The following is a 23,191-nucleotide window of genomic DNA, read 5'->3' as shown; positions in this document are numbered from 1 at the left end:
AATTTGATTCATGCGACTTTGATTCATGCGACGCGCTTTAGGCCCTTGTTTTTACGCATGTCGTTGTCCCGGAGCCGCTGCACACGTCCGGGCGACATGCATAAGAACTCACTTTCCCTCGGCCTTTTGCGGCGTCTCCGGCACCGGCGTCAGCGCCGTCCCCTTCTCGAACCAGGCAATCAGATTGTCGGCCACGAGATCGGCCATAGCATTGCGCGTGGGCACTGAGGCTGAGGCGACGTGCGGCAGCAGCACGGCATTGGCCGGTTCCATGAGCGTCGCCGGCACGGTTGGCTCTTCATAGAAGACGTCGAGGCCGGCCGCGCCGAGCGCGCCTGACGCAAGGGCCGCACTCAGCGCCTCTTCATCCACCGTCCAGCCGCGGCCGACATTGACGAGGATGCCGTTCGGACCGAGAGCGGCGAGGATATCGGCATCAATCGTCTTATGCGTCTGCGGCGTCTTCGGAACGATGGCGATCAATGTGTCCACCGCCTCGGCCAGTCCCTTCAACGTTGGGTAATATTCATAGGGGGCATCGGCATGGCGCGATCGGGTGTGATAGCTGATCTTCACCTTGAACGGCTCCAGCCGTTTGGCAATCTCGAGCCCGATGCGGCCGAGGCCGTAGAGGCCGACATGACGGCCCTTGAGCGAGAAACGCGACAGCGGATAGGCCGTGCCCGGCTTCCAGTTGCCCGCACGCAGCCATGCTTCGGCCCGCGGCAATTCGCGGATCGTATTCAAAAGCAGTCCGATCGCCGTATCGGCGACCTCGTCGTTCAGGACATCAGGCGTATTGGTGACGACGATACCCTTTTCGGCCGCGCGCTTTACGTCCATGCCGTCATAACCGACGCCGAAACTGGCGATGACCTCGACACCAGGCAACTGATCCATCCAGGCGCCGGGAAAAGCACCGGAGACGGCGACGCCACGGATGCGGCCGGCTGTCTCACCGTCGATCCCCAGCTTCTCCTCGCGGGCGGCGGCGATGATCTCAAAACGATCCTTCAGTCTTTCGAGAACACGCTCGTGTATCTTCCCAGGAACGAGAATGGCGATGCGGGACATGGCTTTTCCTCTTGGATGGGCTTTGTTCAGGCGCGGGGCCGATGGGGACTGGTCGACTGGCGAATGCGCATCTCCGGCTTGATGAGATGCATGCCGTCAGGTTCGTGACTGCCGGCGAGACGATCTAGAAGCGCGCGCGCAGCCAGGCGGCCGACTTCGGTCTGTCCGTTCCAGACGGTCGTCAGCGCCGGCGTGGCGATCGAGGCTTCCTCGAGATCGTCATAACCGGTGACGGAAATGTCGCGCCCCGGGACCAGGCCGGCACGGGCTATGCCGTTCATCAGCCCGATTGCGACGAGATCGTTCCAGCAGACGGCCGCCGTCGGCTGCTGCGGTAGCGAGAGGAAGTGCACCGCGGCCTCGAAACCGCCCTGCTTCGAGCGCGGGCCGGGAATGCGCAGGTTCGGATCGACCTCGATGCCGGCCTTGCGCAGCGCATTGACATAACCCTGGTAGCGGTCGCGGCCGGTGGAGGTCTGGTCGGTGCCGCCGATCATCGCGATCGAGCGGTGACCGAGGCCGATCAGGTGGTTGGTGGCAAGTGAAATGCCGTAACTGTCGTCACCGCGATAGGTCGGCAGCTCCAGGCCGTCCATCGAGCGAGCGACAAGGATTGCCGGCATGCCGTTTTCCTCCGCCAGCTGCAGATCTTCCGGCGGCGTGCCGATCGCCGGCGACATGATGACGCCGTCGCCGCCGAGCTGCAGGAGCGTCTCGATGAAGGTGCGCTGCTTTTCGACATTGTCGTAATGGTTGGAAAGGATGAAGGTGTGGCGGCTGCGATCGAGCTCGCTTTCGATCGCCTTCAGGATCTCGCCGTAGAAGGGGTTCATGATGTCGTGCACGACGACGCCGATGATGCCGGAGCGCGAGGTGCGCAGGCTGGCGGCACGGCGATTGTAGATGTAGCCGAGCGCGCGCGCCTGTTCCTTGATCTTCTCCCGCGTATTGCCGGCAACCAGCGGACTGTCGCGCAAGGCGAGCGATACGGTCGCCGTTGAAATGCCGAGCGTTTCGGCGATTGTCGAAAGCTTGATCTTCTGGACCACGTGTCCTCCTCCAGGCAGCACGCAAGACAGCAGACCGCATCGGAAAGCCGGCGCGGTCCCTTAAAATGTTTAATTAAAAGATTTAACAGGCGGAGGCAATTCGTCTTTTCAGCGAAATTTCAGTCTTCGTCAGGTTCTTCCAAAGGAAGCGCTTCGGCCTGCAGATTGGCGTCGATCGCCTTCAGCAGACGCACGAGATTGCGGATTTCCTTTTCTGAAAACTCCAGCGTCGCCAGCCTGTCGCAGGCCGCGGCCGCCATCTCGATCGCCCGCACGCTGTCACGACCGAGCGCCGTGAGATAGACCTTGGTCAGGCGCGCATCCTCGGCGTCGGGCTTGCGCTCGAGAAAGCCCTGCGCCTCCATGCGGCCGATGGTGCGGGTCATCGTCGGCGCCTTAACGCCGAGCTTTTGGGCAAGACCGCCCGCCGTCATGCCGTCGCTCTCGGCGAGCGAGAGAATGACGCCGTCCTGGCCGGCATAGAGGCCGCTTTCGAACAAGTTGCGAGAGAGCACCGTACGCATGGAACGAGCCGCCTGGGTCAGCGCCGGCGAGAGATCGACGAGCGTATATTCCGTCTGGTCCTTCTTCTTGGACTTGCTCTTCTTGCCGTCCTTATGCTTCTTTCCCATAGCCATCCCTTTGATCTTTAAGCCCCGACGCCGCTGCGATATGACATTGCCCAGGATCTCGTCATAAACAAGAGGCAACGACCGGATGATGACGCCTTCGCCCCGCTTCGACGAGAGCCACCCGGCCTCGGCCCCGCGCCGCCCCATCGCCGTGTTGCCGCTTGGCGCTCATGAGCAGCACGGCCCTCATCTGCCCTTCGAAACCGACACGCTGATTGCCCAAGGCATCGCCCAACGATTGAAGGCGGCCCTGCCCGCCGGCCTGCCGGTCACCTTTCTGCCCGCCGAATCGGTCGGCTACTCCATAGAGCATATGGATGTTGAAGGAACGAAGACGCTCGCTTTCGATGAGGCGGTTCACCAATGGCTAGGCATCGCCGAAGACCTGGCCACGCAGGATATCCGTAAATTGGTGATGCTGAACGCCCATGGCGGCAACTCGCCCCTGATGACCATCGTTGCAACCGAGGCCCGGGTCCGCTTTGCCATGCTGGCCGTGGCGACGAGCTGGACCCGCTTCGGCCTGCCGGATGGGGTGATCCCTCCCGGGGAAAAGGCGATCGGCATTCATGGCGGCGACATCGAGACCTCGGTCATGCTGGCGCTTCATCCTGACAGGGTCGATATGGCGAAGGCCGCAGATTTCCCTTCGCGACAGACGGAATTTGCCGAACGCTTCAAACATCTGCGCGCCTACGGGCCGCACGCCTTCGGCTGGAAGATGTCGGATCTCAATGCCGAAGGCGTGGCAGGCAATGCCGCGGCGGCGACGGCTGAAAAGGGCGAGGCGCTGATTGCCCATGCGGTGAGGGGCCTGGTGGAACTGCTGGAAGATGTCGACGCCTTCGACGTCGGCGAGCTCCGGTGAACACGACTGATTTTGCACGGGCAGATGACGTGATCTTATAACATTATAAAACCCTTTGAACTGCCGTGCCCATGCCATTATATGAGACCAACCGTTTAAGCAGCCGATCCAAAGCCGCTCGGCCGCACGCCTAATCCTAGAGGTTCTCATGACCGACGCGACAGCCACACAGAAGCCCATTCCCGTCACCGTGCTCACCGGTTATCTCGGTGCCGGCAAGACGACGTTGCTCAACCGCATCCTGTCGGAAAATCACGGCAAGAAATATGCGGTCATCGTCAATGAATTCGGCGAGATCGGCATCGACAACGACCTGATCGTCGAGTCGGATGAAGAAATCTACGAGATGAATAATGGCTGCGTCTGTTGCACGGTGCGCGGCGACCTGATCCGCGTCGTCGAAGGCCTGATGCGCCGCCCCGGCCGTTTCGACGGCATCATTGTCGAAACCACGGGCCTTGCCGATCCGGTGCCGGTCGCCCAGACCTTCTTCATGGATGACGACGTGCGCGCCAAGACCGAGCTCGACGCCGTTATCGCTCTTGTCGACGCCAAGCACCTGCCGCTGCGCCTGAAGGACAGCCGCGAGGCCGAAGACCAGATCGCCTTCGCCGACGTCGTCGTCATCAACAAGAGCGACCTAGTGACTGCGGAAGAACTTGACGTGATCGAAGACATTGTCCGCGCCATCAACCCGGCCGCGCGCGTCTACAAGACCAGCCGCTCCGGCGTCGAGCTTGCCCGTGTGCTTGATCAGGGCGCCTTCAACTTGGAACGCGCGCTCGAAAACGATCCGCATTTCCTGGAGCATGGCCATGACGACCACGTCTGCGGCCCAGATTGCGATCACGACCACCACCATCATGATCATGATCATGATCATGATCACGGCCATCATCACCATGGCGCCATGTCGGCGATTCATGATGTGACGGTGCAGTCGGTGTCGCTGCGCGGCGGTCAGATGAACCCGGAGCGCTTCTTCCCCTGGATCCAGAAAATCACCCAGACGCAGGGACCGAACATTCTGCGCCTCAAGGGCATCATTGCCTTCAAGGACGATCCCGAGCGTTATGTCGTCCAGGGTGTGCACATGATCATCGAGGGCGATCATCAGCGGCCGTGGAAGGAAGGCGAGAAGCATGAAAGCCGTCTCGTCTTTATCGGTCGCGATCTCGACCGCGAAAAGCTCGAGGCCTCCTTCAAGGCCTGCGAGGCAGCCGCCTGATGCCGACAGTTGCACCGCTTGATCTCGACGGCCACGTTCTGGCCGTCGAATTTTTAGGTGACATCCCCTTCTTCGCAAACGCAAACGGCACGTTTCATCGGCTGGACGGCGGCGAGAGGGTTTGCGAAGCCCATCAGGGCATGCTCACCGCCATCCGCGATCCCTACAGCGACAGCCTGATCTCGGGCGGCGAGGACGGCAAGGTGCTGCGCATTGCCGCCGACGGCAGCGTCAGCGAGCTCGCGACGGTGCCGCGCAAGTGGATCTCGCAGGTCGCAGCCGGGCCGCAGGGCGCCGTCGCCTATTCTCACGGCAAGAGCTCGCTCGTCCGCCTTGCCGACGGCACGATCAAGGAATTTCCGGAGGAACGCACGGTCGAAGGCATCGCTTTCGCGCCGAAAGGCCTGCGCATCGCCGCCGCCCGTTACAACGGCGTGTCGCTGCATTGGGTCGGCACGAGCGCCAAACCGGTCGATCTCGAATGGAAGGGCGCGCATACCGGCGTCACCTTCTCGCCTGACGGCAATTTTCTCGTCACCTCGATGCAGGAAAATGCCTTGCACGGCTGGAAGCTCGACAGCAAACCCGGCGCCGAGGCCCGGCACATGCGCATGACCGGCTATCCCGCCAAGGTGAAATCGTTGTCCTGGTCGGTGAAGGGCAAATGGCTCGCCTCCTCAGGCGCGCCCGCAGCTATCGTCTGGCCCTTCCAGGGCAAGGACGGCCCGATGGGCAAGGCGCCGCTCGAACTCGGCACCCGCGCCAATATCATGGCGACCTCGGTGAAATTCCATCCGCTGGAAGACATCCTTGCCATCGGCTTCATCGACGGCATGATTCTGGCCGTACGCATCGCCGACAGCAAGGAAGCGCTGCTGCGCCGCCCCGGCAAGGGCGCGATCACGGCGATGAGCTGGAGCGCAAACGGCAAGCTGCTCGCTTTCGCCTCCGAAGCCGGCGATTGCGGTGTCATCGATATTTCGGCGTGAGCTCCTGTTGCCGGCAATGGGCGACGCCGTGACCGAACCGGAGATCGTGGCGCTTGGCGCCGAGCATATGCAAGCGGCGGCGGCAATCAGGCGCGTCGCCCTGTGGCGGCAATTGCCCTGGCTGCCGGATCTGCATACGCCTGAGGAAGAAGAGCAGTACTGGCGCACGCATCTCCTGCCGAATTGCACCATCCTCGGCGCCGCAATCGGAAACCGGCTGGTTGGCGTCATCGCCTTTGGTGACGGTTGGATCGAACAGCTTTACGTTCTCCCCGATTTCCAGAATATCGGCATCGGCTCGCTGCTGCTCGGCTGCGCCCGGGAGGAGATGAACGAAATCAGGCTCTGGACGTTCCAGCGCAATAGCGGCGCCCGCGCTTTCTACGAGCGATACGGTTTTTCCGTCGAGGAAAAGACCGATGGTCTCGACAACGAGGAAAAGGAGCCCGACGTGCTCTATCACTGGCGCCGGCTTCCGGAGCGGACGCCTGGCCTACAGCCGTCTGATCCAGGGCCGTAGAACATCGGACTTGCCAAATGCCTTGGCCAGGCGAAACATGAACCGCGCGCAGGAAGTGGCTGCGCTGTCGCTGACAGAGGAAACGGGAATGCCGAAATCGACCGGCCTCGGTTTGGCCGAACAACAGCCACCTTCTCCGGACAATGCCTCCGTCTGGGCGATGATCCGCGCCGAGGCGGCCGAACTTGCCGTGCGCGAGCCGATCTTGCGACGGCTGCTGACCACAGAGGTAACGGATGCCACCGGCAACAATGAGATCATCGCCCGGGTGCTGGCGGCGCGGCTCTCGGTAACGCAGGTGGAAACAGGCAATCTGTTCGATCTTATCCTCTCCACCCTCACCGACGATACCATGCGGAAGATCGAAGCCGATCTCGCAGCCGTGCGCGAGCGCGACCCGGCCTGCACGACGTTCCTGCACGCGCTCCTCAACCTTAAGGGTTTTCATGCGCTGCAGACACACCGCATTGCCCACGCGCTCTGGAACGCCGGCCGGCCGGAAATCGCCACCTGGCTCGCCAATCTTGCCTCGCTGGTCTTCGGCCCGGATATCCATCCGGCCGCACAGATCGGCGCTTCCATCATGCTCGATCATGGCTCGGGCATTGTCATCGGCGAAACGGCAGTGATCGAGGACGAAGTGTCGATCCTGCAGAATGTGACGCTCGGCGGCACCGGCAAGGAAACCGGCGACCGCCACCCCAAGATCCGCCGGGGCGTGATGATCGGCGCCGGCGCCAAGATCCTCGGCAATATCGAAATCGGCGCCTTCAGCAAGATCGCCGCCGGCAGTGTCGTGCTGAAGCCGGTTCCCGAACATTGTACGGTCGCCGGCGTGCCGGCCACCCTCGTGCGCATCCACCGCGCCGACGAAATCCCGGCCGAGACGATGGATCAGAATATCTAGCTAGGTCTTTCCGAAATGTGCCTCGGTCGTTACGCGGCCTGCTGATTTCCAAGATGCACAGGCGCCGCAATCAGGCGGCCCGCACCGCGCCGATGATGTCCGCCAACAGACCGTGCAGCAAATCCCGGTAGCCGTTTCGGGCGGACGGGCCGCTCTCTTCCGAAGTCATGACGACCGTCAGATCGAGCGACGGCACGATATAGAGCATCTGTCCGCCGTAACCCCAGGCGAAATGCACCTGCTCGCCGCCGATCTGCCGTGTGAACCAGCCATAGCCATATTCGTCGCCCGAAAAGCGTGAGTTGGTCCGGTGCTGCCACGATTGGGAGATCCAGTCGGCCGGGATGACCTGGCGGCCTTCGGCGGTCTTGCCGCTGTTGCGATAGAGTTCGCCGAAGGCAAGCAGGGAGCGGGCGCTCATCGCCATCTGGTTGCCGCCGAGATAGATGCCCTGCGGATCGCGCTCCCATGCGCCGATGCGGAAACCGTCGACCGGACCCAGCCATTCCTGCGCCAGGGCCAGCGTCGACCGCCGGCTGACCTTGGTGAGAATGGCCGACAGCAGATGCGTGGATGCGGTGGAATAGAGCATTTCTCCACCGGGCTGATCGACGAAAGGCTGCGAAAGGGCAAAACGCACCCAGTTGCGCGAGGAGACCCAGCGGCCGTAATTCGGCCCCGACATGCGATCGAGCCCAGTCTGCATGGAGAGAAGATTGCCGATGGTGATGTCGTTGAGGCGCGGATCGGGTGATTCGGGCAGATCGGCCTTCAGGATCGATGCGATCTTCTGATCCGGCCCCTTCAGCAGGTCTTTGTCGATAGCGATACCGACCAGCGCCGAAATGATCGACTTCGAAGCGGATTTGATATTGGTCGATTCTGCCGGTGAATGACCGTGGAAACCGCGTTCGGCAAGCACCCGCCCGCCGCGCGCGACGATCACCACCTTGAGCGGCCGCATCGCCGGGTCATCAGCCGCCTGATCGAGACGCGGGTCAAGCCCGGTGCTGGCGCGGGCTACGCTCTGGGCAGTGGCCGGCGCCGTTGCGGCAAGCGGCAGAGAGAAAAGAAGCAGAAAGGAGAGAACACGGAGCATGCGGCGCAAGATAGGATATCTCAGCGATGTCTTCGCGGGCCGGCGGCACTTTTCACGCGATTGTGTTGCCGCGTGCGCCGGTGATCATGCGCCGCGTCGGCCGCCAAAAGGACAATCCGCGCCGCAACCACGGCAGGCCCGCTTGCCTCCATGATCAAACGGCGCGGATATTGCCGGCCGGGGTAAGGACGTTCCACCCCGGCCAGCCGATCGGCACAGCTTCAGGCGGCGCGGCGAACCGGCGCGCCGGCCAGCATGCGTCCGGACGGGACGATCACGCCGGCCGCGCCGTCAAGCCAGCCTTCCGTGAGCTCGAGCGCAAGAAAGCGCGAGCGTTCGAACGGACCCGGCATGACAAGATGGCGAGCCTTTTCGGCGAAGAAGCCGAAACGCTCGTAATAGGCGGCGTCGCCGACGAGCAGGACAGCGCCATGTCCGCGGTTCTTTGCCTCGAGAATCGCCGCCCGCATCAGCGCCGAGCCGACGCCCTTGCCACCGTGGTTGGGCGCAACGGCGAGCGGACCGAGCAGCAGCGCATTGATCGGCGTGCCTTCATCGTTGACGCCCGCCTCGATGTTCCAGAGCCGCACCGAGCCGATGACATGGCCGTCGCGATCGCGCGCGACGAGCGCGAGGCCTTCGGCCGGAATCCGGTTGCGGCGGATCTTCTCCGACGATTTCTTGCGGCGATCCGGCCCCATGACGCGGTCGAGCAGGTTTTCACGCGCAACGACATCCGACGGATTTTCGACGTCGATGGCGAAGGTGGTGGGCGCAAAGAATGCGCGGACAGAATCAAGAACAGCGGCCATCTCGGCCTCCCGTACCCAATACCGTTATCAGCGGCGATGAAGGAACATGTGAAGTTGCCGCCCCGGCTGGTTACCGGGCCGGCGGAAACGACCTTAGATGACGTAGGCCTTCAGCGGCTCGAATCCGTTGAAAGCGACCGCCGAATAGGTCGTCGTATAGGCGCCGGTGCCTTCGATCAGGACCTCGTCGCCGATCGAAAGGGAGATCGGCAGCGGATAGAGGTTCTTCTCGTAGAGCACGTCGGCCGAATCGCATGTCGGGCCGGCGATAACGCAGGGCTCCATCTCGTCGCCGTCGTGCTCCGTGCGGATCGGATAGCGGATGGCTTCGTCCATCGTTTCGGCGAGACCGCCGAACTTGCCGATGTCGAGGAAGACCCAGCGGGCATCGTCATTGTCCGACTTCTTCGAAATCAGAACGACTTCAGCCTTGATAACGCCGGCATTGCCGACCATGCCGCGGCCCGGCTCGATGATCGTCTGCGGGATCTGGTTGCCGAAATGCGTGCGCAGCGCCTGGTAGATCGACTTGCCGTAAGCTTCTGCGGACGGAACGTCGCGCAGATACTTGGTCGGGAAGCCGCCGCCCATGTTGACCATCTGCAGGTGGATGCCCTGCTTGGCGAGCGAGACGAAGACGCGCTTGGCATCGGCGAGTGCCGAATCCCAGGCATCGACCTTGGTCATCTGCGAACCGACATGGAACGAGACGCCGTAGGACTGCAGGCCGAGCTGATGGGCGTAGACGAGAACGTCGACGGCCATCTGCGGAACGCAGCCGAACTTGCGCGACAGCGGCCATTCGGCGCCTTCGCCATCGGTCAGCACGCGGCAGAAGACGCGGGCGCCGGGAGCGGCGCGCGAGATCTTCTCGACTTCCTCGTGGCTGTCGACCGCAAAGAGGCTGACGCCAAGCGCATGCGCGCGGGCGACGTCGCGTTCCTTCTTGATCGTGTTGCCGAAGGAGATGCGGGCAGCGGTCGCGCCGGCTTCGAGCGCCATTTCGATTTCGGCAACGGATGCGCAATCGAAATTGGAGCCGAGGCCTGCGAGCAGCTTCAGCACCTCAGGAGCCGGGTTGGCCTTGACGGCATAGTAGATGGCGCTGTCCGGCATGGCGTGACGGAAGGCATGGAAATTGTCGCGAACGACGTCGAGGTCAACCACCAGGCAGGGACCGTCGGGACGTCGGGTTGCGAGAAAGTCGCGGATGCGCTGGGTGGTCATATCGATTCCCTCTTCCAATTCCAGAGCTCCGGCATGAACCGGAGGACAAAGGGCATACGAAAACTCGCACTGGAACCAGCCGGTGGAGACCCCGGAACCATAGCAAGCGCTCGATGCGCGGATAGTGAACCAACGCCGCGATGCGGTGTAAGTTCGGCTTTGTCTGCCATGGATTGGAGGGAGAATCCCAACCGCACTTCCGGCAATGATGGTGTGCCTCTTCAGTAACCCCCGCTGATGGAAAGCAGGGAGAGAACAAAAAGGCCCGCACCGTCGTTGCTTCAGGCGTCCTCGCATTTTCCGGTTGGCCGGAATAGCGACTGGAGGGGTTAATTCCAGGTACCTTACCGATTTCCTCACCAATTCGAGGGTTCGGCGGACACCCATGGGCACGTGCGACTTTGGGCTGACGTGGAAATAAGAATATTCGCCTTCACAATCAAGCGTTTTTTTTGATCTGGGGGTCAAAAAAATAATTGAACAGATCGGGCCAATTTGTTCAACGTTTCGAAACAGCTTGGGGAAGCGCCATGGACACTCTGACCCGCATACGCGCCTTCATCGATGTCGTCGAGGCCGAAGGCTTTTCCGCCGCGGCACGGCGCACCGGTCGCTCGAAGGCGCTGCTCTCCAAATATGTGCGCGAATTGGAGGATGAGCTCGGCGCCCTGCTGCTCAACCGCACCACCCGGCAGTTCTCGATGACCGAAGCCGGCCACACCTATTATCGCACCGCTTCCGATATCCTTAAGGAGATTGACAACCTCGCCGATCTCGTGCGCGAGAACAATGCGCAGCTGAAGGGGAAGCTTCGCGTCTCGGTGCCGCGCACCTTCGTCGATGCCGACGTCGGTCAGTCGCTGATCGATTTCGCCCGGGAAAATCCCGACTTGTCGCTGGAGATCGCCGCCGACGATCGGTTCGTCGACCTGATCGAGGAGGGCTTCGATGTCGCGATCCGCATTACCAAGCTCGAAGATTCCGGCATGATCGCCCGCAAGATCTCCGATTTCCGCGTCCATCTCTGCGTCACGCCTGAATTTCTCGAGCGCCATCCCGATCTTGAGCATCCGAGCGACATTTCCAATGTCCCCTTCATCGTCGATACCAATTCGCGCACGCAGGGGAGCATTCGCTTCTACAATCCTGATAACACCACCTTCGCCGTCGCCGTCTCCGGGCCGATAGAGGTCAACAGTCCGCATGCGACATTGCGCGCAGCCCTCGCCGGCATCGGCATCGCTCTCATCCCCGATTTCATCGCTCGCAAGCCGATCGAGAGCGGGGAGCTGCTGACGCTGTTTAACGACTACATCCCGACCGACCGCGGCATCTATGCCGTCTATCCGCACCGGCGCTACCTGCCGGCCAAGGTGAGGATCTTCGTCGACTACCTGCACAACTGGTTCAAGAAGCATCCGTGAGGCTACGCCGAAAGACCCCCGACTGGGCGATCGGACGTCGACGATCGGCATCGACCGCAAGCCGGTCCCAATTCCGTCCCAATTTCTGGCAAGAACTCGGATCGAGCGAACAAGACAGCGGGACGCATGAAAAAATCCATACCATTGATAGCCGCGCTTCTTTCGCTGGCGCCGGCCGCCGCCCTTGCGCATCCGCATATCTTCGTGGAGGCGCGGCTCGAAGTCGTCGCCGGCGCCGACGGCAGCATCGAGGAACTGCGCAATGTCTGGCGCTTCGACGAGGTCTTCTCCTCCTCGGTCGTCATGGATTTCGACAAGAACACCGATCTGAAGCTGGAGCCGAACGAACTCGCGCAGGTTGGGAAAACGGTGAAGCAGTCGCTTGCCGATTACGACTACTACATGAATCTGACGGTCAACGGGAAGAACGTCACAGTCCAGCAGCCTGACATCATCCATGTTGATTATAAAAACGGCCAGCTCCTGATGTTCTTCGCGGTCAAGCCAGCGGAGAAGATGCCGCTCAAGGGCAGGCTCACTTTCGGCGTCTACGACCCGACGCTCTATACGTCGATCGACTTTCCGACAGACAACGAACTCTCCACGGTCGGCGACAGCTTCAAAGCCTGCAAACACCAGGTGGTGAGACCGGATGCCGACGAGGTGATCTCGCAAAACAAGCAGTCGCTGACCGACGCCTTCTTCAACGATCCCACCGGCACCAACATGTCCAAGCTCTTCGCCACCCGGCTGGAGATCACATGCTGATAAAACGCCCCCTCATCCTTTCCGCAGCACTGCTTGCGCTCGTGACGGCGGCAAGCCTTGCCCATGCGCAGTCGCCGCTCGGCATCGGCACGGCCGAACCGAGTTTTCAACCGACCGGTGGGCCGTTCGCACCGCTCTTCCTCTATGTGAACTATGAACAGCAGGCCTTCTACCGGGCGCTGACGGATGCCTTGAAGGGCATGCGCGAGGATCCGTGGCAGCTGACATCGCTGATCGGTCTTTCCTTCGCCTACGGCGTCTTCCATGCCGCCGGCCCCGGCCACGGCAAGGCGGTCATCTCCTCCTATATGATCGCCAATGAGGTCGAGCTGAAGCGCGGCGTGGTGATTTCCTTCATTTCGGCGTTCATCCAGGGTGTCGTCGCCGTGGCGCTAGTTGGCGGCGCCTGGCTGGTGCTGCGCGGCACCGGCATTACGCTGACGGCCGCGACCCATGCGATGGAAATCGCAAGTTTCGTCATGGTCATCCTCTTCGGCGGCTGGCTGCTGTTTCGCAAACTGCGCTCGATGGCGGGCAATTTGCCGCGCCGCCGGCTGATGGCCACGTCCGCCGGTCCGGTCAGCATGATGCTCGACTGGAAGGACAATGCGGCCGAACGCCAGGCCTATGCCTTCAACGGCAAGGCGCAGGCCGTGGAAGCCGGCCATACCTTCGTTCCCGGCATGGCCTGCGAGACCTGCGGCAATGCCCACGTGCCCGACCCGGCGCTGCTCGGCGGCGACAAGTTCAGCGCCCGCGAGGCCTGGTCGGCGATCGTCGCCGTCGGCCTTCGCCCCTGCTCCGGCGCGCTTCTGGTCATGACCTTCTCGCTGCTGAACGGGCTCTATCTCGGTGGCGTGCTGTCGGTCGCCGCCATGTCGCTCGGCACGGCGATCACCGTTTCCGTGCTCGCAACCCTTGCCGTCACCGCCAAGGGCGCTGCCGTCCGCCTCTCAGGACGCGGCTCGACCGCTTCGGTCTGGGTCGGCAACGCCATCGAAATCCTCGGCGCCGTACTTGTCATCCTGATGGGCGCCCTGTTGCTCGGCGCCTCCCTGCAGGGCTAGCCTTACTTGCCTCTGCCCCGCTGATAACGCGCCCGCAGCCAGAAGACCGCAAAAAACGCCATGATCAGGCAAATGCCGACGACGATCGCCAGCGCCGGCGAGAAATTGCCGATCCACAGGACGATGGTCGGCAAGAAATAGAGGACGAGGCCGGCGCCGAGCAGGATGATGGCGGCGGCGGTCGCCTGGGAGCGGCTCTCGGGGGTCACGCGAGCCTTTCCTTCTCCAGATCGGCGCGGATATCCTGCAGGCGACGGATCTGGCTGCCGGCGGCGTCGAAATTTTCAGGCGAAAGCCAGGCTTCGAAGGCATCGTTGATCAGCGGCCATTCGGCATCGATCATCGAGAACCAGGCGGTGTCGCGATTGCGGTGCTTGGAAATCATATGCTGGCGGAAGACGCCTTCGAAGCTGAAGCCGTAGCGCAGGGCCGTCGTCTTGCTCGCTTCGTTCTTGTTGTCGCATTTCCATTCGTAACGGCGATAGCCGAGATCTTCGAAGACGTGCTTGGCCATCAGATAGTGCGCCTCGGTGGAGAGCGGCGAACGCTTCATGTCGGCGCCATGCGCCACTCCGCCGATCTCGACGACGCCGTTTGCCGGGTCGGCGCGCATATAGTTCGCCATGCCGACAATCTTGCCGGTGGCGTTGTCGCGGAAGATATGGGTGAGCCAGCCGGACTTGGTGGAGACGGCCTCCAGCCAGTTGGCGAAATCCTCGATGCCGGAAAAATCGTCCTGCGCGAAATAGAGCAGCAGCGGGTTGATGCCCATGCCGCCGAGACCTTCCCACAGAGCTTCGAGATGCTCCGCCCGCCGATAGGGCTCGACGGTAACGAAGCGGCCCTTCAACGTCACCGGCGTCGGCGCCCGACAGCCTTTGAAATTCGCAAGATCGCGCATATCCACTCCCCTGTTCTGAGGAGTGGATAGGCCAGCCGCCCGACAAAGGCAACCGGCGTGGATGTTACTGTGACAAGGTCGTCTTGGCGGACGACACCGTCGCCTCGATGTGATCGACCAGCTGATCGGCGAGACCGAGCCGGCCGGCGAGCAGATCGAGATAACCGCGCTCGGCGCGCGAATCCGGATCGATGGTCAGCCGCGAGGCAGTATAGAGCTCGACACGCTGTTCTTCCGTGACCGCCGCGGCGACGAGCGCATCGATATCCGTCGGTGACGCGAGTTCGCGCTCGATGAAGGCGGCGGCCTCGCCACTGACGTCGGCGGCGGTGATCTTGTCCATGATGAGCGCACGTTCGGCGGCGTCGATATGGCCGTCGGCTTTCGCGGCGGCGATCATCGCGCGGATCAGGACCAGCACAAATTCGTTGCTGCCGGCGGGTGAGGCCGGTCCGAAACCGGATTCGGCCGGCGGCAGCAGAACCGGATTATTTGCCGATGGCGCATCCGACGGGGCTGCCGGCGCCTGCCCCGACTGGTAATTCTTGTAGGCCTGGTAGCCGAGGCCGGCAATTGCGGCAAGCCCGCCGATCGCCAGCGCGTTGCCGGCAATGCTGCGACCGGTCTTGGTACCGAGAAGCACGGCTGCGAGCGCACCGGTCTTCATCGGATTGTTCCGTGCCGTCTGCATGGCCTCGCCCGCCCTGTCGCGGACCGAACCGCCGAGACCCGGAACCTGCGAACCCAAGAACTGGTCGAGAAGCTTCTTCGCGTCGAACATTCCTCGTCATCTCCTGTTTGAGGCTGGAGCAGAACATAGGTTTGCGACGGTGGAAATACAAATATGGGGGCTCGCCGAAAAGCCACGACGGGGAGGAAAGGCTAACCTCCTGCCGACATCCCCCTTGTGGGGGAGATGTCCGGTAGGACAGAGGGGGTCCACATCCACCTAAGAAAATACGATCTCAGGCCTTCAGCGCTGCCGCTTCCGCCGCGAGCTTGGCAATGCCTGTCCAATCGCCGGCAGCGACCAGTTCCTTCGGCGCCACCCAGGAGCCGCCGACGCAGATAACGTTCGGCAGCGACAGATAATCATTGGCGTTCTTCAGCGAAATGCCGCCGGTTGGGCAGAACAGCGTGCCGGCAAGGGGTGAGGAAAGCGCCTTCAGGAAGGCGGCGCCGCCGGCCTGCTCGGCCGGAAAGAACTTCAGCACCTGGTAGCCTTCTTCGCGCAGCGCCATGACTTCGCTGGCGGTGGCAGCGCCCGGAAGCAGTGGCACGTCGGAATCGGCGGCGGCGTCGAGCAGCTCCTGCGTCGTGCCCGGGCTGACGATGAACTTCGAACCAGCCTCGACGGCGGCCCGCCAATGGGCGGCATTCAGGATCGTGCCGGCGCCGACTTCAGCACCCTCGACCTCGGCAGCGACGGCCCGCACCGCCTCGAGGGCCGCCGGCGTGCGCATGGTGATCTCGATTGCCTTCAGGCCGCCTGCGACGAGCGCGCGCGCCAGCGGCACCGCCGACTTGGCATCATCGACGATCAGGACCGGGACAACCGGCTGGAGTTTCAGGATGGAAAGGAGTTTCTCTGTTTTCTCGCCCATGGTCGCGCGACCTCCTTGAAACGATTGAAATTGCATCCCGAATAACGCCCCCGCCGACCCTTGTCGAGATAAAACCCGGCCGCATGAGAAGATGGGTATGAAATGCGGGTAAATTGGTCTACCGTTGCGGCGATCGTCACAAAAGGTTCACTGGCATGGCGAAAGAGATCGAGCGGAAGTTTCTGGTGCGCAGCGATGGATGGCGATCCGCCGTCGAGACGAAATCCGAGCTCAAGCAGGGTTACATCGCCTCAATGGACGACCGCTCCGTCAGGGTGCGCATCCTCGACGGCCGGAAGGCGAAGCTGACGATCAAGATTGGCCGCAGCGCCATCACCCGGGACGAATTCGAATTTGACATCCCGATTGCAGATGCCGAGGAACTGTTGGAGAATGCGGTCGGCATCGTCATCGAAAAAACACGTTACCGCGTTCCGTTTCAAGGTTTCGTCTGGGAGGTCGACGTCTTTGCGGGGGCGCATCGCGGGTTGGTGATCGCCGAAGTGGAAATGACGGCGGAAACCGACGACCCGGCCCTGCCCAGCTGGCTTGGCCGCGAAGTGACCGGCGATTTCCGCTATTCAAACCAGGCCCTCGCCACAGAATACGGGCACGACAGGCATGGCCTATCGCATTCGGCCTGATTGCGATTTCACCGAGGCATTCCGGAGCGTTGCGACCGAGCAGCTGGAAAGCGCCATCACGGTTCTTGAGGAGCGGCCGGACGGCGCGCATGAGGCGATCCATTCCTTCCGCAAGAACCTGAAGCGATTGCGCTCGCTCTACCGGCTCGTGGCTCGCGAGGTGCCCGAATTCCAGGAGCATGAAAATGCAAGGCTGCGCGATGTCGCACGCTCGCTGTCGGCAATCCGCGACGCAGCCGCTCTTATCGGCACGGCGCAATATCTGCAACAGTCGGCCCGTGAGCCAGAGGAGAACGAAGCGCTCGGCCGGATTGTCACCATTCTCGAAGGCCGCCGTGACTGGATGGCGGAGGCGGAAAGCGGCCTAGAGCAGCGGCTCGCGGAAACCTCGCACGTTCTGAAAGAAGCGATTGCCGCCGTCTATACAGTCTCATTTGATGGCGGTCACCGCAAGAATGCCCGCAAGCTGGCGAAGAGCTGGCGCCGCACCGCGCGAAAGGCCAGGGCAGCACTCGCCGCCTGCCACGGCGAGGCGTCGGCCGACGACTTCCATGTTCTGCGCAAACGCACCTACGATTATCGACTCTATCACGCCCTGTTGCGCGACATATGGCCGGGCGCGATGAAGGCCAAGCGCGATGCGGCCAAGGAGCTCGTCGAGGATCTCGGCCATATTCACGACCTGGCAGTGCTCTGCGAACTGGTGGAAGCCGAACCGCAGCTCTTCACCCGCAACGACGATCTGGCGCATCTGCTCGACGCCATCATTTTCCGCCAGCAGGAAGATCGGCGGCACGCGCTTGTCACGGCCGAAGCCATCTTCGCCGATGATCCCGACGAGGAAGCGCAGCGTATTGAGCTTCTCTGGCTGACGGCCGCAAGTTGAGCGGCGGCGTCATTATTCGATTGCGCCAGCGCTTCTGAAATTTCACAAGAAAGCCCATTGACCTCAACTGTTCTTGAGGTCCTACCCTCCGGTGGCTGAACCAGCAGACTTGACCGGAGGAAAAAATGATTGCCGAAAACGCCGCGATGCCAAAGCTGCTCGGGCTCTACGAGACCCATCTGACCGTTTCCGACCTCAAAACCTCCACGACTTTCTACCGGGATGTCGTCGGACTCGAACCGGCGGCCTCGTTCGAGGAGCGCAAAGTCGCTTTCCTCTGGGTGGACGACAGGAAGACTGGCATGCTCGGCCTTTGGGAAACCGGAACCGGACCCCTGCGGATGCGGCTGCATATTGCCTTCCGCATGACTGTCGAAGGCGTGCTGCAGGCGCCCGCCGCTCTCAAGGCAAAGGGCGTTGAACCTCTCGGCTTTACCGGCGAACCGGCGGCGGAGCCGGTGGTTCTCGGCTGGATGCCGGCCCTATCGATCTATTTCAAGGATCCGGATGGACACTCGATCGAATTCATCAGCATTCTCGACGACACTCCCAACCGAAGCTTCGGCGTGCGGCCGTTTTCGGAATGGAAGGCGAAGCATAATCGGTAACCGTCAAAGCCGCTATCGGCGAAGGCAATTGCGCGAGCCGCGGATTTTCTGTATTTCCCGGCCATGACCGACAGCCTGACACACACTAGCCCGTTCCTCGTAGCGGCGCTCTATCATTTCGTTTCCGTAGCGCGCTTTGCCAGCTTGCAGGCGCCCTTGCAGGCGCTTTGCGAAGAGAACGGCGTCAAGGGAACGCTGCTCTTGGCGCATGAGGGCATCAACGGCACGATCGCGGGACCGGATGTCGGTATTGGTGCCGTGCTTGCCTTCCTGCGTGCCCAACCGGAATTTGCGGGCCTGGAGCACAAGGAAAGCCGCGCGTCGAAAATGCCTTTCCTGCGGCTGAAGGTGAAGCTGAAAAAGGAAATCGTCACCATGGGCGTCGAAGACATCGACCCCAACAAGGTGGTCGGCACCTATGTGGCGCCTCAGGACTGGAACGCGCTGATTTCCGATCCCGATACGATCGTCATCGACACCCGCAACGAGTATGAAACGGCAATCGGCACTTTTCGCGGCGCGATCGATCCGAAAACGAAGACGTTCCGCGAATTTCCGGATTGGGTGCGTCAGAATTCCGGCCTGCACAACAAGCCGAAGATCGCCATGTACTGCACTGGCGGCATACGCTGCGAGAAGGCCACGGCTTTCATGAAGGCTGAGGGCTTCGACGAGGTCTTTCATCTGAAGGGGGGCATCCTGAAATATCTGGAGGAGGTTCCGCAGGAGGAAAGCCTCTGGGACGGCGCCTGCTTCGTCTTCGATGAGCGTGTGTCCGTCGAGCACGGGCTGAAAGAGGGTGAACACAAGCTCTGTCACGCCTGCCGCAATCCAATCAACGGCGAGGAAATTACCTCGCCGCTCTATGAGGAAGGCGTTTCCTGCAGCCACTGCTATCACACCCGTAGCGAAGAGGACCGGTTGCGTTACCGTCAGCGGCAGCATCAGATCGCGCTGGCAAGAAAACGTGGCCAGCGGCATATCGGCAACTGACCTGTTTCTGTTGGACGGGCTTGCTGTTCGAGAATTTCGTCGTCAGGCCGCGCCGAGATGGCGCTGGGCCGCTGGCTCCGCGGCGCGCAGCTCGTTGAGCATGTCGGTAATTCGCTCGGCCACCATCGGCTTTCCGAACAGATAGCCTTGCAGAGAGTCGCAGCCGAACAGGCGCATGGCGACCGCCTGCCCCTCGGTCTCGATGCCTTCGGCCGTCACCGGAATATCGAGCGAGCGGGCGAGCGCCACCGTCGCCTGCAGCATTTCGCGCTGGCGCTTGTCCTCGTTGACGCCCATCACCAGCGAGCGGTCGATCTTGATGCGGTCGAAGCCGAACTGCCTGAGATAACCGATCGAGGAGAAGCCGGAGCCGAAGTCGTCGAGCGCCACTTTCACTCCCAACCCCTTCAGCCGTTCGATCGACTGGCGGGTGCGCTGCGGATTCTGGATCATGTAACCTTCGGTGATCTCCAGCGTGATGCGGCTGGCCTCGATCTCCGTCTGCTTCAGGACGTAGCGCACATAATCAGTGAAGGCGGGATTTCGGAACTGGCCGGGCGAGACGTTGACCGAGACGTTGAGTTCCGGCCACTGCTTGGCCGTGTCGCAAGCTTTGCGCAGGACGAACAGGCCGAGCGATTCGATCAGCCCGCTGGTCTCGGCGATCGGAATGAATACTTCGGGCGAAACAGGGCCGTAGCCCGGGCGGTTCCAGCGCACCAGCGCCTCGACGCCAGTCAGCGCCTGCGTGGCTGCATCGACCAGCGGCTGATAGGCAAGCGTCAGGTCGCCGCTTTCAATGGCGATTCTGAGATCAAGTTCCAGCGCATTGCGCTGCTCGCGGTCCGCATCCATCGACGGATCGTAGAGCGTCATGCGCGCGCGGCCGGCCTCCTTGGCCTTGTACATGGCAAGGTCGGAGCGGCGCACCAGTTCTTCGCGATCGATCGCGCCGGCAGGCGACATGGCGATGCCGATGCTGGCGCCGACGACGACGACGCGGCGGCCGATCTCCAGAGGTTCGACCAGAAAATCGAGAATCTGCTCGGAAAGCTGCAGCGCGGCGGCATTCTCGCCGTCGGAGAGAAAGGCGATCGCAAATTCATCGCCGCCGATGCGGGCGAGAACCGCGCCTCGTGGGATCAGCACCTTAAGCCCGGCCGCGACCGCGCGGATCAACTGGTCGCCGGTGCCGTGTCCATAGCTGTCGTTGACTTCCTTGAAACCGTCTAGGTCGAGATAGAGGAGAAGCACATTGCGCTTGCTCTGACGGGCTTCGGCGACAAAGCGGTCGACGGCCAGCCCGAGACCTTCGCGATTGGACAGCCCGCTCAGCCTGTCGCGCAACACCTCCTCGCGGGCCCTGTTTTCCTCTGCCTTCAGGCGGCGGCCGGCGAGCCAGCCGATGGCCAGCAGCACCACGAAAAACAAGCCGACCAGACCGAGAGCCTCGATGACCATCGGCCGCACCTGCGCATAGGCGATATCCCCCGGTGCACGCGAGGTCCAGACGAGCTTGCCGAGCGTTGCCCCCATCGGATCGACGATGGGCACGAGATACTCGGCTTCGAAGCTCGGCGGCGCCAGCCGCAGGCCACCGATGACATAGGTCTGACCGAGCGCGCTCACCCTGTCCTCATCGAGATGCCGGGCGAAAATAAGATAGCGATGTTGACCGGCCGGCACATCGAGCGCCCCGGATTTTTGCCGCACCAGCGCCACGCCGGCAGCGGCAATCCCCCGTTTGGTGCGAACGAAGCCGACGGCCTGAGGCCTATCGGCCGGGCCGGCCGCCTTCACCGTGTCGAGCAGCGTCCAGAGAGAAGGCGCGAAGAAATCTAAGAGTGGCTCCTCCATCGGCTTGCCGTCGCGATAGGCTATGATCGACTTCTTCGCGTCATCGATGACGATCGCCATATCGAAAAGCGAGCTATTGACCGACATCTCGCCGTAGTTGCTGACCGTCCACGCCATTCCATCGGCTGCGTAAACCTTGGCGGCGGCGTCGTCCCAGGCGGCATAATCGTCGAGCGTCGCACCGAGCTGATCCTCAAAGGTCTTCAACGCGCCGATCGTCGTTTCACGCGAGCGCGCTTCATCAAGGACATTGGCATTTTCAGCCACGCGTTCGATTGCCGTCATCACCATGACGGTGGCAACCGCGACGATGACAGCAAAGGAGAACAGGACAGCCGTGACAGTGATGTGACGGCCTATTCCCGATCCCTTGCCCTGCAACTTTCCGAGTATCTGCATTACCGCTCCCTAACCATCGGACTTTGCCAGCCAAGGGTTCAGAAACGTTTAAGCAACCGCCTGTTGCAGATTTGGTCGGTCTATTTTTTTGCCCGCCGCCGGCCCGAAGGGGCCTGTGGCCGCCGGTAGAATTCGCGCTCAGACAGACCCCTGACCCGGCTTATGGTTTCCTTTCGGAAATTGCCGCGCGAGGTCGCGATACCATTTGCCGCTCTTCTTCACCGTGCGGCGCTGCGTCTCGTAATCGACATGGACGAGCCCGAAGCGCATGCGGTAGCCTTCCGCCCATTCGAAATTGTCCATCAGGCTCCAGGCGAAATAGCCACGCATCGGATAGCCGTCCTTGATGAGATCGGCCACAACGTCGAGATGGTCGCCGAGATATTCGAGGCGCATCGTGTCGTCGACCTCGCCATCGGCGACATCGGTATTGTCGCAGGCACCGTTCTCCGTGATATAGCACTCCGGCAGCTCGTAGCGGCGGTAAAGGCCCTCGACCAAGAGCTTCAGGCCCGGCGCATAGATTTCCCAGCCGATGTCGGTCTTGACGTCGCTTACCGGCGGCGCTTTCTCGGTCCAGGGAAAATCGCCCTTGCGCTCGGCATCGTCGGCGACGCGCTCTGGCGTGTAATAATTCAGCCCCCACCAATCGAGCTTCTGGCTGATGAGCTTCAGGTCGCCCTCCTCGACAACGGGCATGCGGTCACCGAGCGCCTCGACGAATGCCTTTGGATATTCGCCCTTGAAGACCGGATCGAAGAAGGCGCCGTTGTGGAACTGATGCGCGCGCTCGGCGGCGGCGAGGTCGGCAGGGCTGGTAGAGCCGGGAATGATCGAGGCAGCGTTGAGCACAAGCCCGACTGGCACGTTCGGGGCCTCCGAACGGATCGCTTCCACGCCGAGGCCGTGGGCGAGGTTTATATAATGCATGGCGTGAAGGGCGGCCTGCATGCTGCGCTCACCCGGCGCGTGGATGCCGTAGAGATGACTGAGCCAGACGATGCACCAAGGCTCGTTGAAGGTCGCAACGGCGTCAAGACGGTCGCCGAGGCGGTTCATCACCGTCTTGGCATAACGCTGAAAGGCATAGGCCGTCGAGCGCGCCGTCCAGCCGCCGTCACCGGCGAGCAGCAACGGCAGGTCCCAGTGGTAAAGCGTCGCGAAGGTCTTGATCCCGCGCGCCTTGCAGCCGTCGACAAGACGGTCGTAGAAATCGAGGCCGGCCTCGTTCACGGGGCCTGTACCGTCAGGGATGATACGCGGCCAGGCGATCGAGAAGCGATAGGCCTCGGCGCCCATCTCCTTGATGAGGTCGAGGTCCTGCTCCAGCCGGTTGTAATGGTCGCAGGCAATATCGCCATTGTCGCGGTTATGGACCCGGCCGGGCATATTGCAGAAAGCGTCCCAGATCGACGGCTTGCGGCCATCGGCCCTGCTGGCACCCTCGATCTGGAAGGCGGCGGTGGCGACGCCAAAGGTGAAACCACCGGGAAAGCGGCCTGCAAGCGTCTTGGCATCGATCATCTGTAATCCCCGTCTCTCACTATTCGGACTGACCGTCGGGCGGATTTAGCCAAGCCGCAAAGCAAAGTACAGGTCTCCGGGACGAAAAACTGCAACGTTGCAGTACGAAAG

At 62.0% G+C, this 23,191-nt stretch carries 24 protein-coding genes; 12 read left to right on the top strand and 12 right to left on the bottom strand.

Annotation, left to right across the window (positions count from 1 at the left end):
- Positions 1 to 108 precede the first annotated feature (108 nt).
- The 3 genes from PYR71_RS17770 to PYR71_RS17760 all read right to left on the bottom strand — a co-directional run bounded on the left by PYR71_RS17770 (position 109) and on the right by PYR71_RS17760 (position 2,755).
- Positions 109 to 1,074 carry a 2-hydroxyacid dehydrogenase gene (locus PYR71_RS17770; RefSeq protein ID WP_183917859.1) on the bottom strand — a complete coding sequence of 322 codons (966 nt, stop codon included), beginning with the start codon at positions 1,072 to 1,074 and terminating at the stop codon, positions 109 to 111.
- Between the two features lie 26 nt (positions 1,075 to 1,100).
- Positions 1,101 to 2,123, bottom strand: coding sequence for a LacI family DNA-binding transcriptional regulator (locus tag PYR71_RS17765; protein WP_029532233.1), 1,023 nt, complete (start codon positions 2,121 to 2,123; stop codon positions 1,101 to 1,103).
- 119 nt (positions 2,124 to 2,242) lie between these two features.
- Positions 2,243 to 2,755, bottom strand: coding sequence for a MarR family winged helix-turn-helix transcriptional regulator (locus PYR71_RS17760; RefSeq protein WP_183917857.1), 513 nt, complete (start codon positions 2,753 to 2,755; stop codon positions 2,243 to 2,245).
- 85 nt (positions 2,756 to 2,840) lie between these two features.
- On the opposite strand from PYR71_RS17760, the gene PYR71_RS17755 reads away from it, so the two are divergent.
- The 5 genes from PYR71_RS17755 (at position 2,841) to cysE (ending at position 7,267) form a co-directional block, all read left to right on the top strand.
- Positions 2,841 to 3,623 carry a creatininase family protein gene (locus tag PYR71_RS17755; RefSeq protein WP_183917855.1) on the top strand — a complete coding sequence of 261 codons (783 nt, stop codon included), beginning with the start codon at positions 2,841 to 2,843 and terminating at the stop codon, positions 3,621 to 3,623.
- 148 nt (positions 3,624 to 3,771) lie between these two features.
- Positions 3,772 to 4,851 carry a CobW family GTP-binding protein gene (locus PYR71_RS17750; RefSeq protein WP_275620274.1) on the top strand — a complete coding sequence of 360 codons (1,080 nt, stop codon included), beginning with the start codon at positions 3,772 to 3,774 and terminating at the stop codon, positions 4,849 to 4,851.
- Positions 4,851 to 5,840, top strand: a complete 990-nt coding sequence (locus PYR71_RS17745) for a WD40 repeat domain-containing protein (RefSeq protein WP_275620273.1) — start codon at positions 4,851 to 4,853, stop codon at positions 5,838 to 5,840. Before PYR71_RS17750 ends, PYR71_RS17745 begins: the two co-directional genes overlap by 1 nt.
- Before the next feature lie 16 nt (positions 5,841 to 5,856).
- Positions 5,857 to 6,360, top strand: coding sequence for a GNAT family N-acetyltransferase (locus PYR71_RS17740; RefSeq protein ID WP_275620422.1), 504 nt, complete (start codon positions 5,857 to 5,859; stop codon positions 6,358 to 6,360).
- A gap of 88 nt (positions 6,361 to 6,448) precedes the next feature.
- Entirely contained in the window at positions 6,449 to 7,267 is an 819-nt protein-coding gene (gene cysE, locus PYR71_RS17735) for a serine O-acetyltransferase (protein ID WP_275620421.1), read from the top strand.
- Between the two features lie 70 nt (positions 7,268 to 7,337).
- On the opposite strand, the gene PYR71_RS17730 is transcribed toward cysE, so the two are convergent.
- The 3 genes from PYR71_RS17730 to odc2 all read right to left on the bottom strand — a co-directional run bounded on the left by PYR71_RS17730 (position 7,338) and on the right by odc2 (position 10,405).
- Positions 7,338 to 8,366, bottom strand: coding sequence for a serine hydrolase domain-containing protein (locus tag PYR71_RS17730; RefSeq protein ID WP_275620420.1), 1,029 nt, complete (start codon positions 8,364 to 8,366; stop codon positions 7,338 to 7,340).
- 221 nt (positions 8,367 to 8,587) lie between these two features.
- The gene (locus PYR71_RS17725) at positions 8,588 to 9,178 is read right to left on the bottom strand and encodes a GNAT family N-acetyltransferase (protein ID WP_275620272.1); all 591 of its coding nucleotides are present in this window, start codon (positions 9,176 to 9,178) and stop codon (positions 8,588 to 8,590) included.
- A 93-nt stretch (positions 9,179 to 9,271) separates the two neighbouring features.
- Complete coding sequence (odc2, locus tag PYR71_RS17720; protein WP_038691369.1) at positions 9,272 to 10,405, bottom strand: ornithine/lysine decarboxylase; 1,134 nt, start codon at positions 10,403 to 10,405, stop codon at positions 9,272 to 9,274.
- Between the two features lie 530 nt (positions 10,406 to 10,935).
- On the opposite strand from odc2, the gene PYR71_RS17715 reads away from it, so the two are divergent.
- The 3 genes from PYR71_RS17715 (at position 10,936) to PYR71_RS17705 (ending at position 13,664) form a co-directional block, all read left to right on the top strand.
- Positions 10,936 to 11,829, top strand: coding sequence for a LysR family transcriptional regulator (locus PYR71_RS17715; RefSeq protein WP_183917845.1), 894 nt, complete (start codon positions 10,936 to 10,938; stop codon positions 11,827 to 11,829).
- Between the two features lie 126 nt (positions 11,830 to 11,955).
- Positions 11,956 to 12,597, top strand: a complete 642-nt coding sequence (locus PYR71_RS17710; RefSeq protein ID WP_183917843.1) for a DUF1007 family protein — start codon at positions 11,956 to 11,958, stop codon at positions 12,595 to 12,597.
- Complete coding sequence (locus PYR71_RS17705; RefSeq protein WP_275620271.1) at positions 12,591 to 13,664, top strand: nickel/cobalt transporter; 1,074 nt, start codon at positions 12,591 to 12,593, stop codon at positions 13,662 to 13,664. Before PYR71_RS17710 ends, PYR71_RS17705 begins: the two co-directional genes overlap by 7 nt.
- Before the next feature lie 2 nt (positions 13,665 to 13,666).
- Here the strand turns inward: PYR71_RS17705 and PYR71_RS17700 are convergent, their stop codons facing one another.
- The 4 genes from PYR71_RS17700 to PYR71_RS17685 all read right to left on the bottom strand — a co-directional run bounded on the left by PYR71_RS17700 (position 13,667) and on the right by PYR71_RS17685 (position 16,169).
- Complete coding sequence (locus PYR71_RS17700; RefSeq protein ID WP_088686337.1) at positions 13,667 to 13,873, bottom strand: hypothetical protein; 207 nt, start codon at positions 13,871 to 13,873, stop codon at positions 13,667 to 13,669.
- Positions 13,870 to 14,565: a GNAT family N-acetyltransferase gene (locus tag PYR71_RS17695; protein ID WP_275620270.1), complete on the bottom strand. Its 696-nt coding sequence runs from the start codon at positions 14,563 to 14,565 to the stop codon at positions 13,870 to 13,872. The genes PYR71_RS17700 and PYR71_RS17695 overlap by 4 nt, the downstream gene beginning before the upstream one ends.
- 64 nt (positions 14,566 to 14,629) lie before the next feature.
- Positions 14,630 to 15,346 carry a tellurite resistance TerB family protein gene (locus PYR71_RS17690; RefSeq protein WP_275620269.1) on the bottom strand — a complete coding sequence of 239 codons (717 nt, stop codon included), beginning with the start codon at positions 15,344 to 15,346 and terminating at the stop codon, positions 14,630 to 14,632.
- Positions 15,347 to 15,530: 184 nt separating this feature from the next.
- The gene (locus PYR71_RS17685; RefSeq protein ID WP_275620268.1) at positions 15,531 to 16,169 is read right to left on the bottom strand and encodes a 2-dehydro-3-deoxy-phosphogluconate aldolase; all 639 of its coding nucleotides are present in this window, start codon (positions 16,167 to 16,169) and stop codon (positions 15,531 to 15,533) included.
- Between the two features lie 155 nt (positions 16,170 to 16,324).
- Between PYR71_RS17685 and PYR71_RS17680 the strand changes: the two genes are divergently transcribed.
- The 4 genes from PYR71_RS17680 to trhO all read left to right on the top strand — a co-directional run bounded on the left by PYR71_RS17680 (position 16,325) and on the right by trhO (position 19,300).
- Entirely contained in the window at positions 16,325 to 16,813 is a 489-nt protein-coding gene (locus PYR71_RS17680) for a CYTH domain-containing protein (protein ID WP_183917830.1), read from the top strand.
- Positions 16,791 to 17,699, top strand: a complete 909-nt coding sequence (locus tag PYR71_RS17675; RefSeq protein ID WP_275620267.1) for a CHAD domain-containing protein — start codon at positions 16,791 to 16,793, stop codon at positions 17,697 to 17,699. The genes PYR71_RS17680 and PYR71_RS17675 overlap by 23 nt, the downstream gene beginning before the upstream one ends.
- A 125-nt stretch (positions 17,700 to 17,824) precedes the next feature.
- Complete coding sequence (locus PYR71_RS17670; protein ID WP_275620266.1) at positions 17,825 to 18,307, top strand: VOC family protein; 483 nt, start codon at positions 17,825 to 17,827, stop codon at positions 18,305 to 18,307.
- A gap of 63 nt (positions 18,308 to 18,370) precedes the next feature.
- Complete coding sequence (trhO, locus tag PYR71_RS17665) at positions 18,371 to 19,300, top strand: oxygen-dependent tRNA uridine(34) hydroxylase TrhO (RefSeq protein WP_275620265.1); 930 nt, start codon at positions 18,371 to 18,373, stop codon at positions 19,298 to 19,300.
- A gap of 42 nt (positions 19,301 to 19,342) precedes the next feature.
- Here the strand turns inward: trhO and PYR71_RS17660 are convergent, their stop codons facing one another.
- Both PYR71_RS17660 and PYR71_RS17655 read right to left on the bottom strand, forming a co-directional pair.
- Positions 19,343 to 21,556: a putative bifunctional diguanylate cyclase/phosphodiesterase gene (locus PYR71_RS17660; RefSeq protein ID WP_275620264.1), complete on the bottom strand. Its 2,214-nt coding sequence runs from the start codon at positions 21,554 to 21,556 to the stop codon at positions 19,343 to 19,345.
- A 138-nt stretch (positions 21,557 to 21,694) separates the two neighbouring features.
- On the bottom strand, positions 21,695 to 23,080 hold the full coding sequence (locus PYR71_RS17655; RefSeq protein ID WP_275620263.1) for a GH1 family beta-glucosidase: 1,386 nt from the start codon (positions 23,078 to 23,080) through the stop codon (positions 21,695 to 21,697).
- Between the last annotated feature and the right edge of the window lie 111 nt (positions 23,081 to 23,191).

This window comes from Rhizobium mulingense (assembly GCF_029194105.1).
Lineage (GTDB): Bacteria > Pseudomonadota > Alphaproteobacteria > Rhizobiales > Rhizobiaceae > Rhizobium > Rhizobium mulingense.
This window is presented reverse-complemented; position numbering and strand designations above follow the sequence as displayed.

Bases quoted from the DNA above. Each gene is read 5' to 3' on its own strand.
- PYR71_RS17750 (WP_275620274.1), top strand. From the start codon at position 3,772: ATGACCGACGCGACAGCCACACAGAAGCCCATTCCCGTCACCGTGCTC.
- PYR71_RS17670 (WP_275620266.1), top strand. From the start codon at position 17,825: ATGATTGCCGAAAACGCCGCGATGCCAAAGCTGCTCGGGCTCTACGAG.
- PYR71_RS17675 (WP_275620267.1), top strand. From the start codon at position 16,791: ATGGCCTATCGCATTCGGCCTGATTGCGATTTCACCGAGGCATTCCGG.
- cysE (WP_275620421.1), top strand. From the start codon at position 6,449: ATGCCGAAATCGACCGGCCTCGGTTTGGCCGAACAACAGCCACCTTCT.
- PYR71_RS17760 (WP_183917857.1), bottom strand. From the start codon at position 2,755: ATGGGAAAGAAGCATAAGGACGGCAAGAAGAGCAAGTCCAAGAAGAAG.
- PYR71_RS17680 (WP_183917830.1), top strand. From the start codon at position 16,325: ATGGCGAAAGAGATCGAGCGGAAGTTTCTGGTGCGCAGCGATGGATGG.
- PYR71_RS17685 (WP_275620268.1), bottom strand. From the start codon at position 16,169: ATGGGCGAGAAAACAGAGAAACTCCTTTCCATCCTGAAACTCCAGCCG.
- PYR71_RS17730 (WP_275620420.1), bottom strand. From the start codon at position 8,366: ATGCTCCGTGTTCTCTCCTTTCTGCTTCTTTTCTCTCTGCCGCTTGCC.
- PYR71_RS17715 (WP_183917845.1), top strand. From the start codon at position 10,936: ATGGACACTCTGACCCGCATACGCGCCTTCATCGATGTCGTCGAGGCC.
- PYR71_RS17740 (WP_275620422.1), top strand. From the start codon at position 5,857: ATGGGCGACGCCGTGACCGAACCGGAGATCGTGGCGCTTGGCGCCGAG.
- trhO (WP_275620265.1), top strand. From the start codon at position 18,371: ATGACCGACAGCCTGACACACACTAGCCCGTTCCTCGTAGCGGCGCTC.
- odc2 (WP_038691369.1), bottom strand. From the start codon at position 10,405: ATGACCACCCAGCGCATCCGCGACTTTCTCGCAACCCGACGTCCCGAC.
- PYR71_RS17755 (WP_183917855.1), top strand. From the start codon at position 2,841: ATGATGACGCCTTCGCCCCGCTTCGACGAGAGCCACCCGGCCTCGGCC.
- PYR71_RS17710 (WP_183917843.1), top strand. From the start codon at position 11,956: ATGAAAAAATCCATACCATTGATAGCCGCGCTTCTTTCGCTGGCGCCG.
- PYR71_RS17705 (WP_275620271.1), top strand. From the start codon at position 12,591: ATGCTGATAAAACGCCCCCTCATCCTTTCCGCAGCACTGCTTGCGCTC.
- PYR71_RS17655 (WP_275620263.1), bottom strand. From the start codon at position 23,080: ATGATCGATGCCAAGACGCTTGCAGGCCGCTTTCCCGGTGGTTTCACC.
- PYR71_RS17770 (WP_183917859.1), bottom strand. From the start codon at position 1,074: ATGTCCCGCATCGCCATTCTCGTTCCTGGGAAGATACACGAGCGTGTT.
- PYR71_RS17745 (WP_275620273.1), top strand. From the start codon at position 4,851: ATGCCGACAGTTGCACCGCTTGATCTCGACGGCCACGTTCTGGCCGTC.
- PYR71_RS17660 (WP_275620264.1), bottom strand. From the start codon at position 21,556: ATGCAGATACTCGGAAAGTTGCAGGGCAAGGGATCGGGAATAGGCCGT.
- PYR71_RS17690 (WP_275620269.1), bottom strand. From the start codon at position 15,346: ATGTTCGACGCGAAGAAGCTTCTCGACCAGTTCTTGGGTTCGCAGGTT.
- PYR71_RS17725 (WP_275620272.1), bottom strand. From the start codon at position 9,178: ATGGCCGCTGTTCTTGATTCTGTCCGCGCATTCTTTGCGCCCACCACC.
- PYR71_RS17695 (WP_275620270.1), bottom strand. From the start codon at position 14,565: ATGCGCGATCTTGCGAATTTCAAAGGCTGTCGGGCGCCGACGCCGGTG.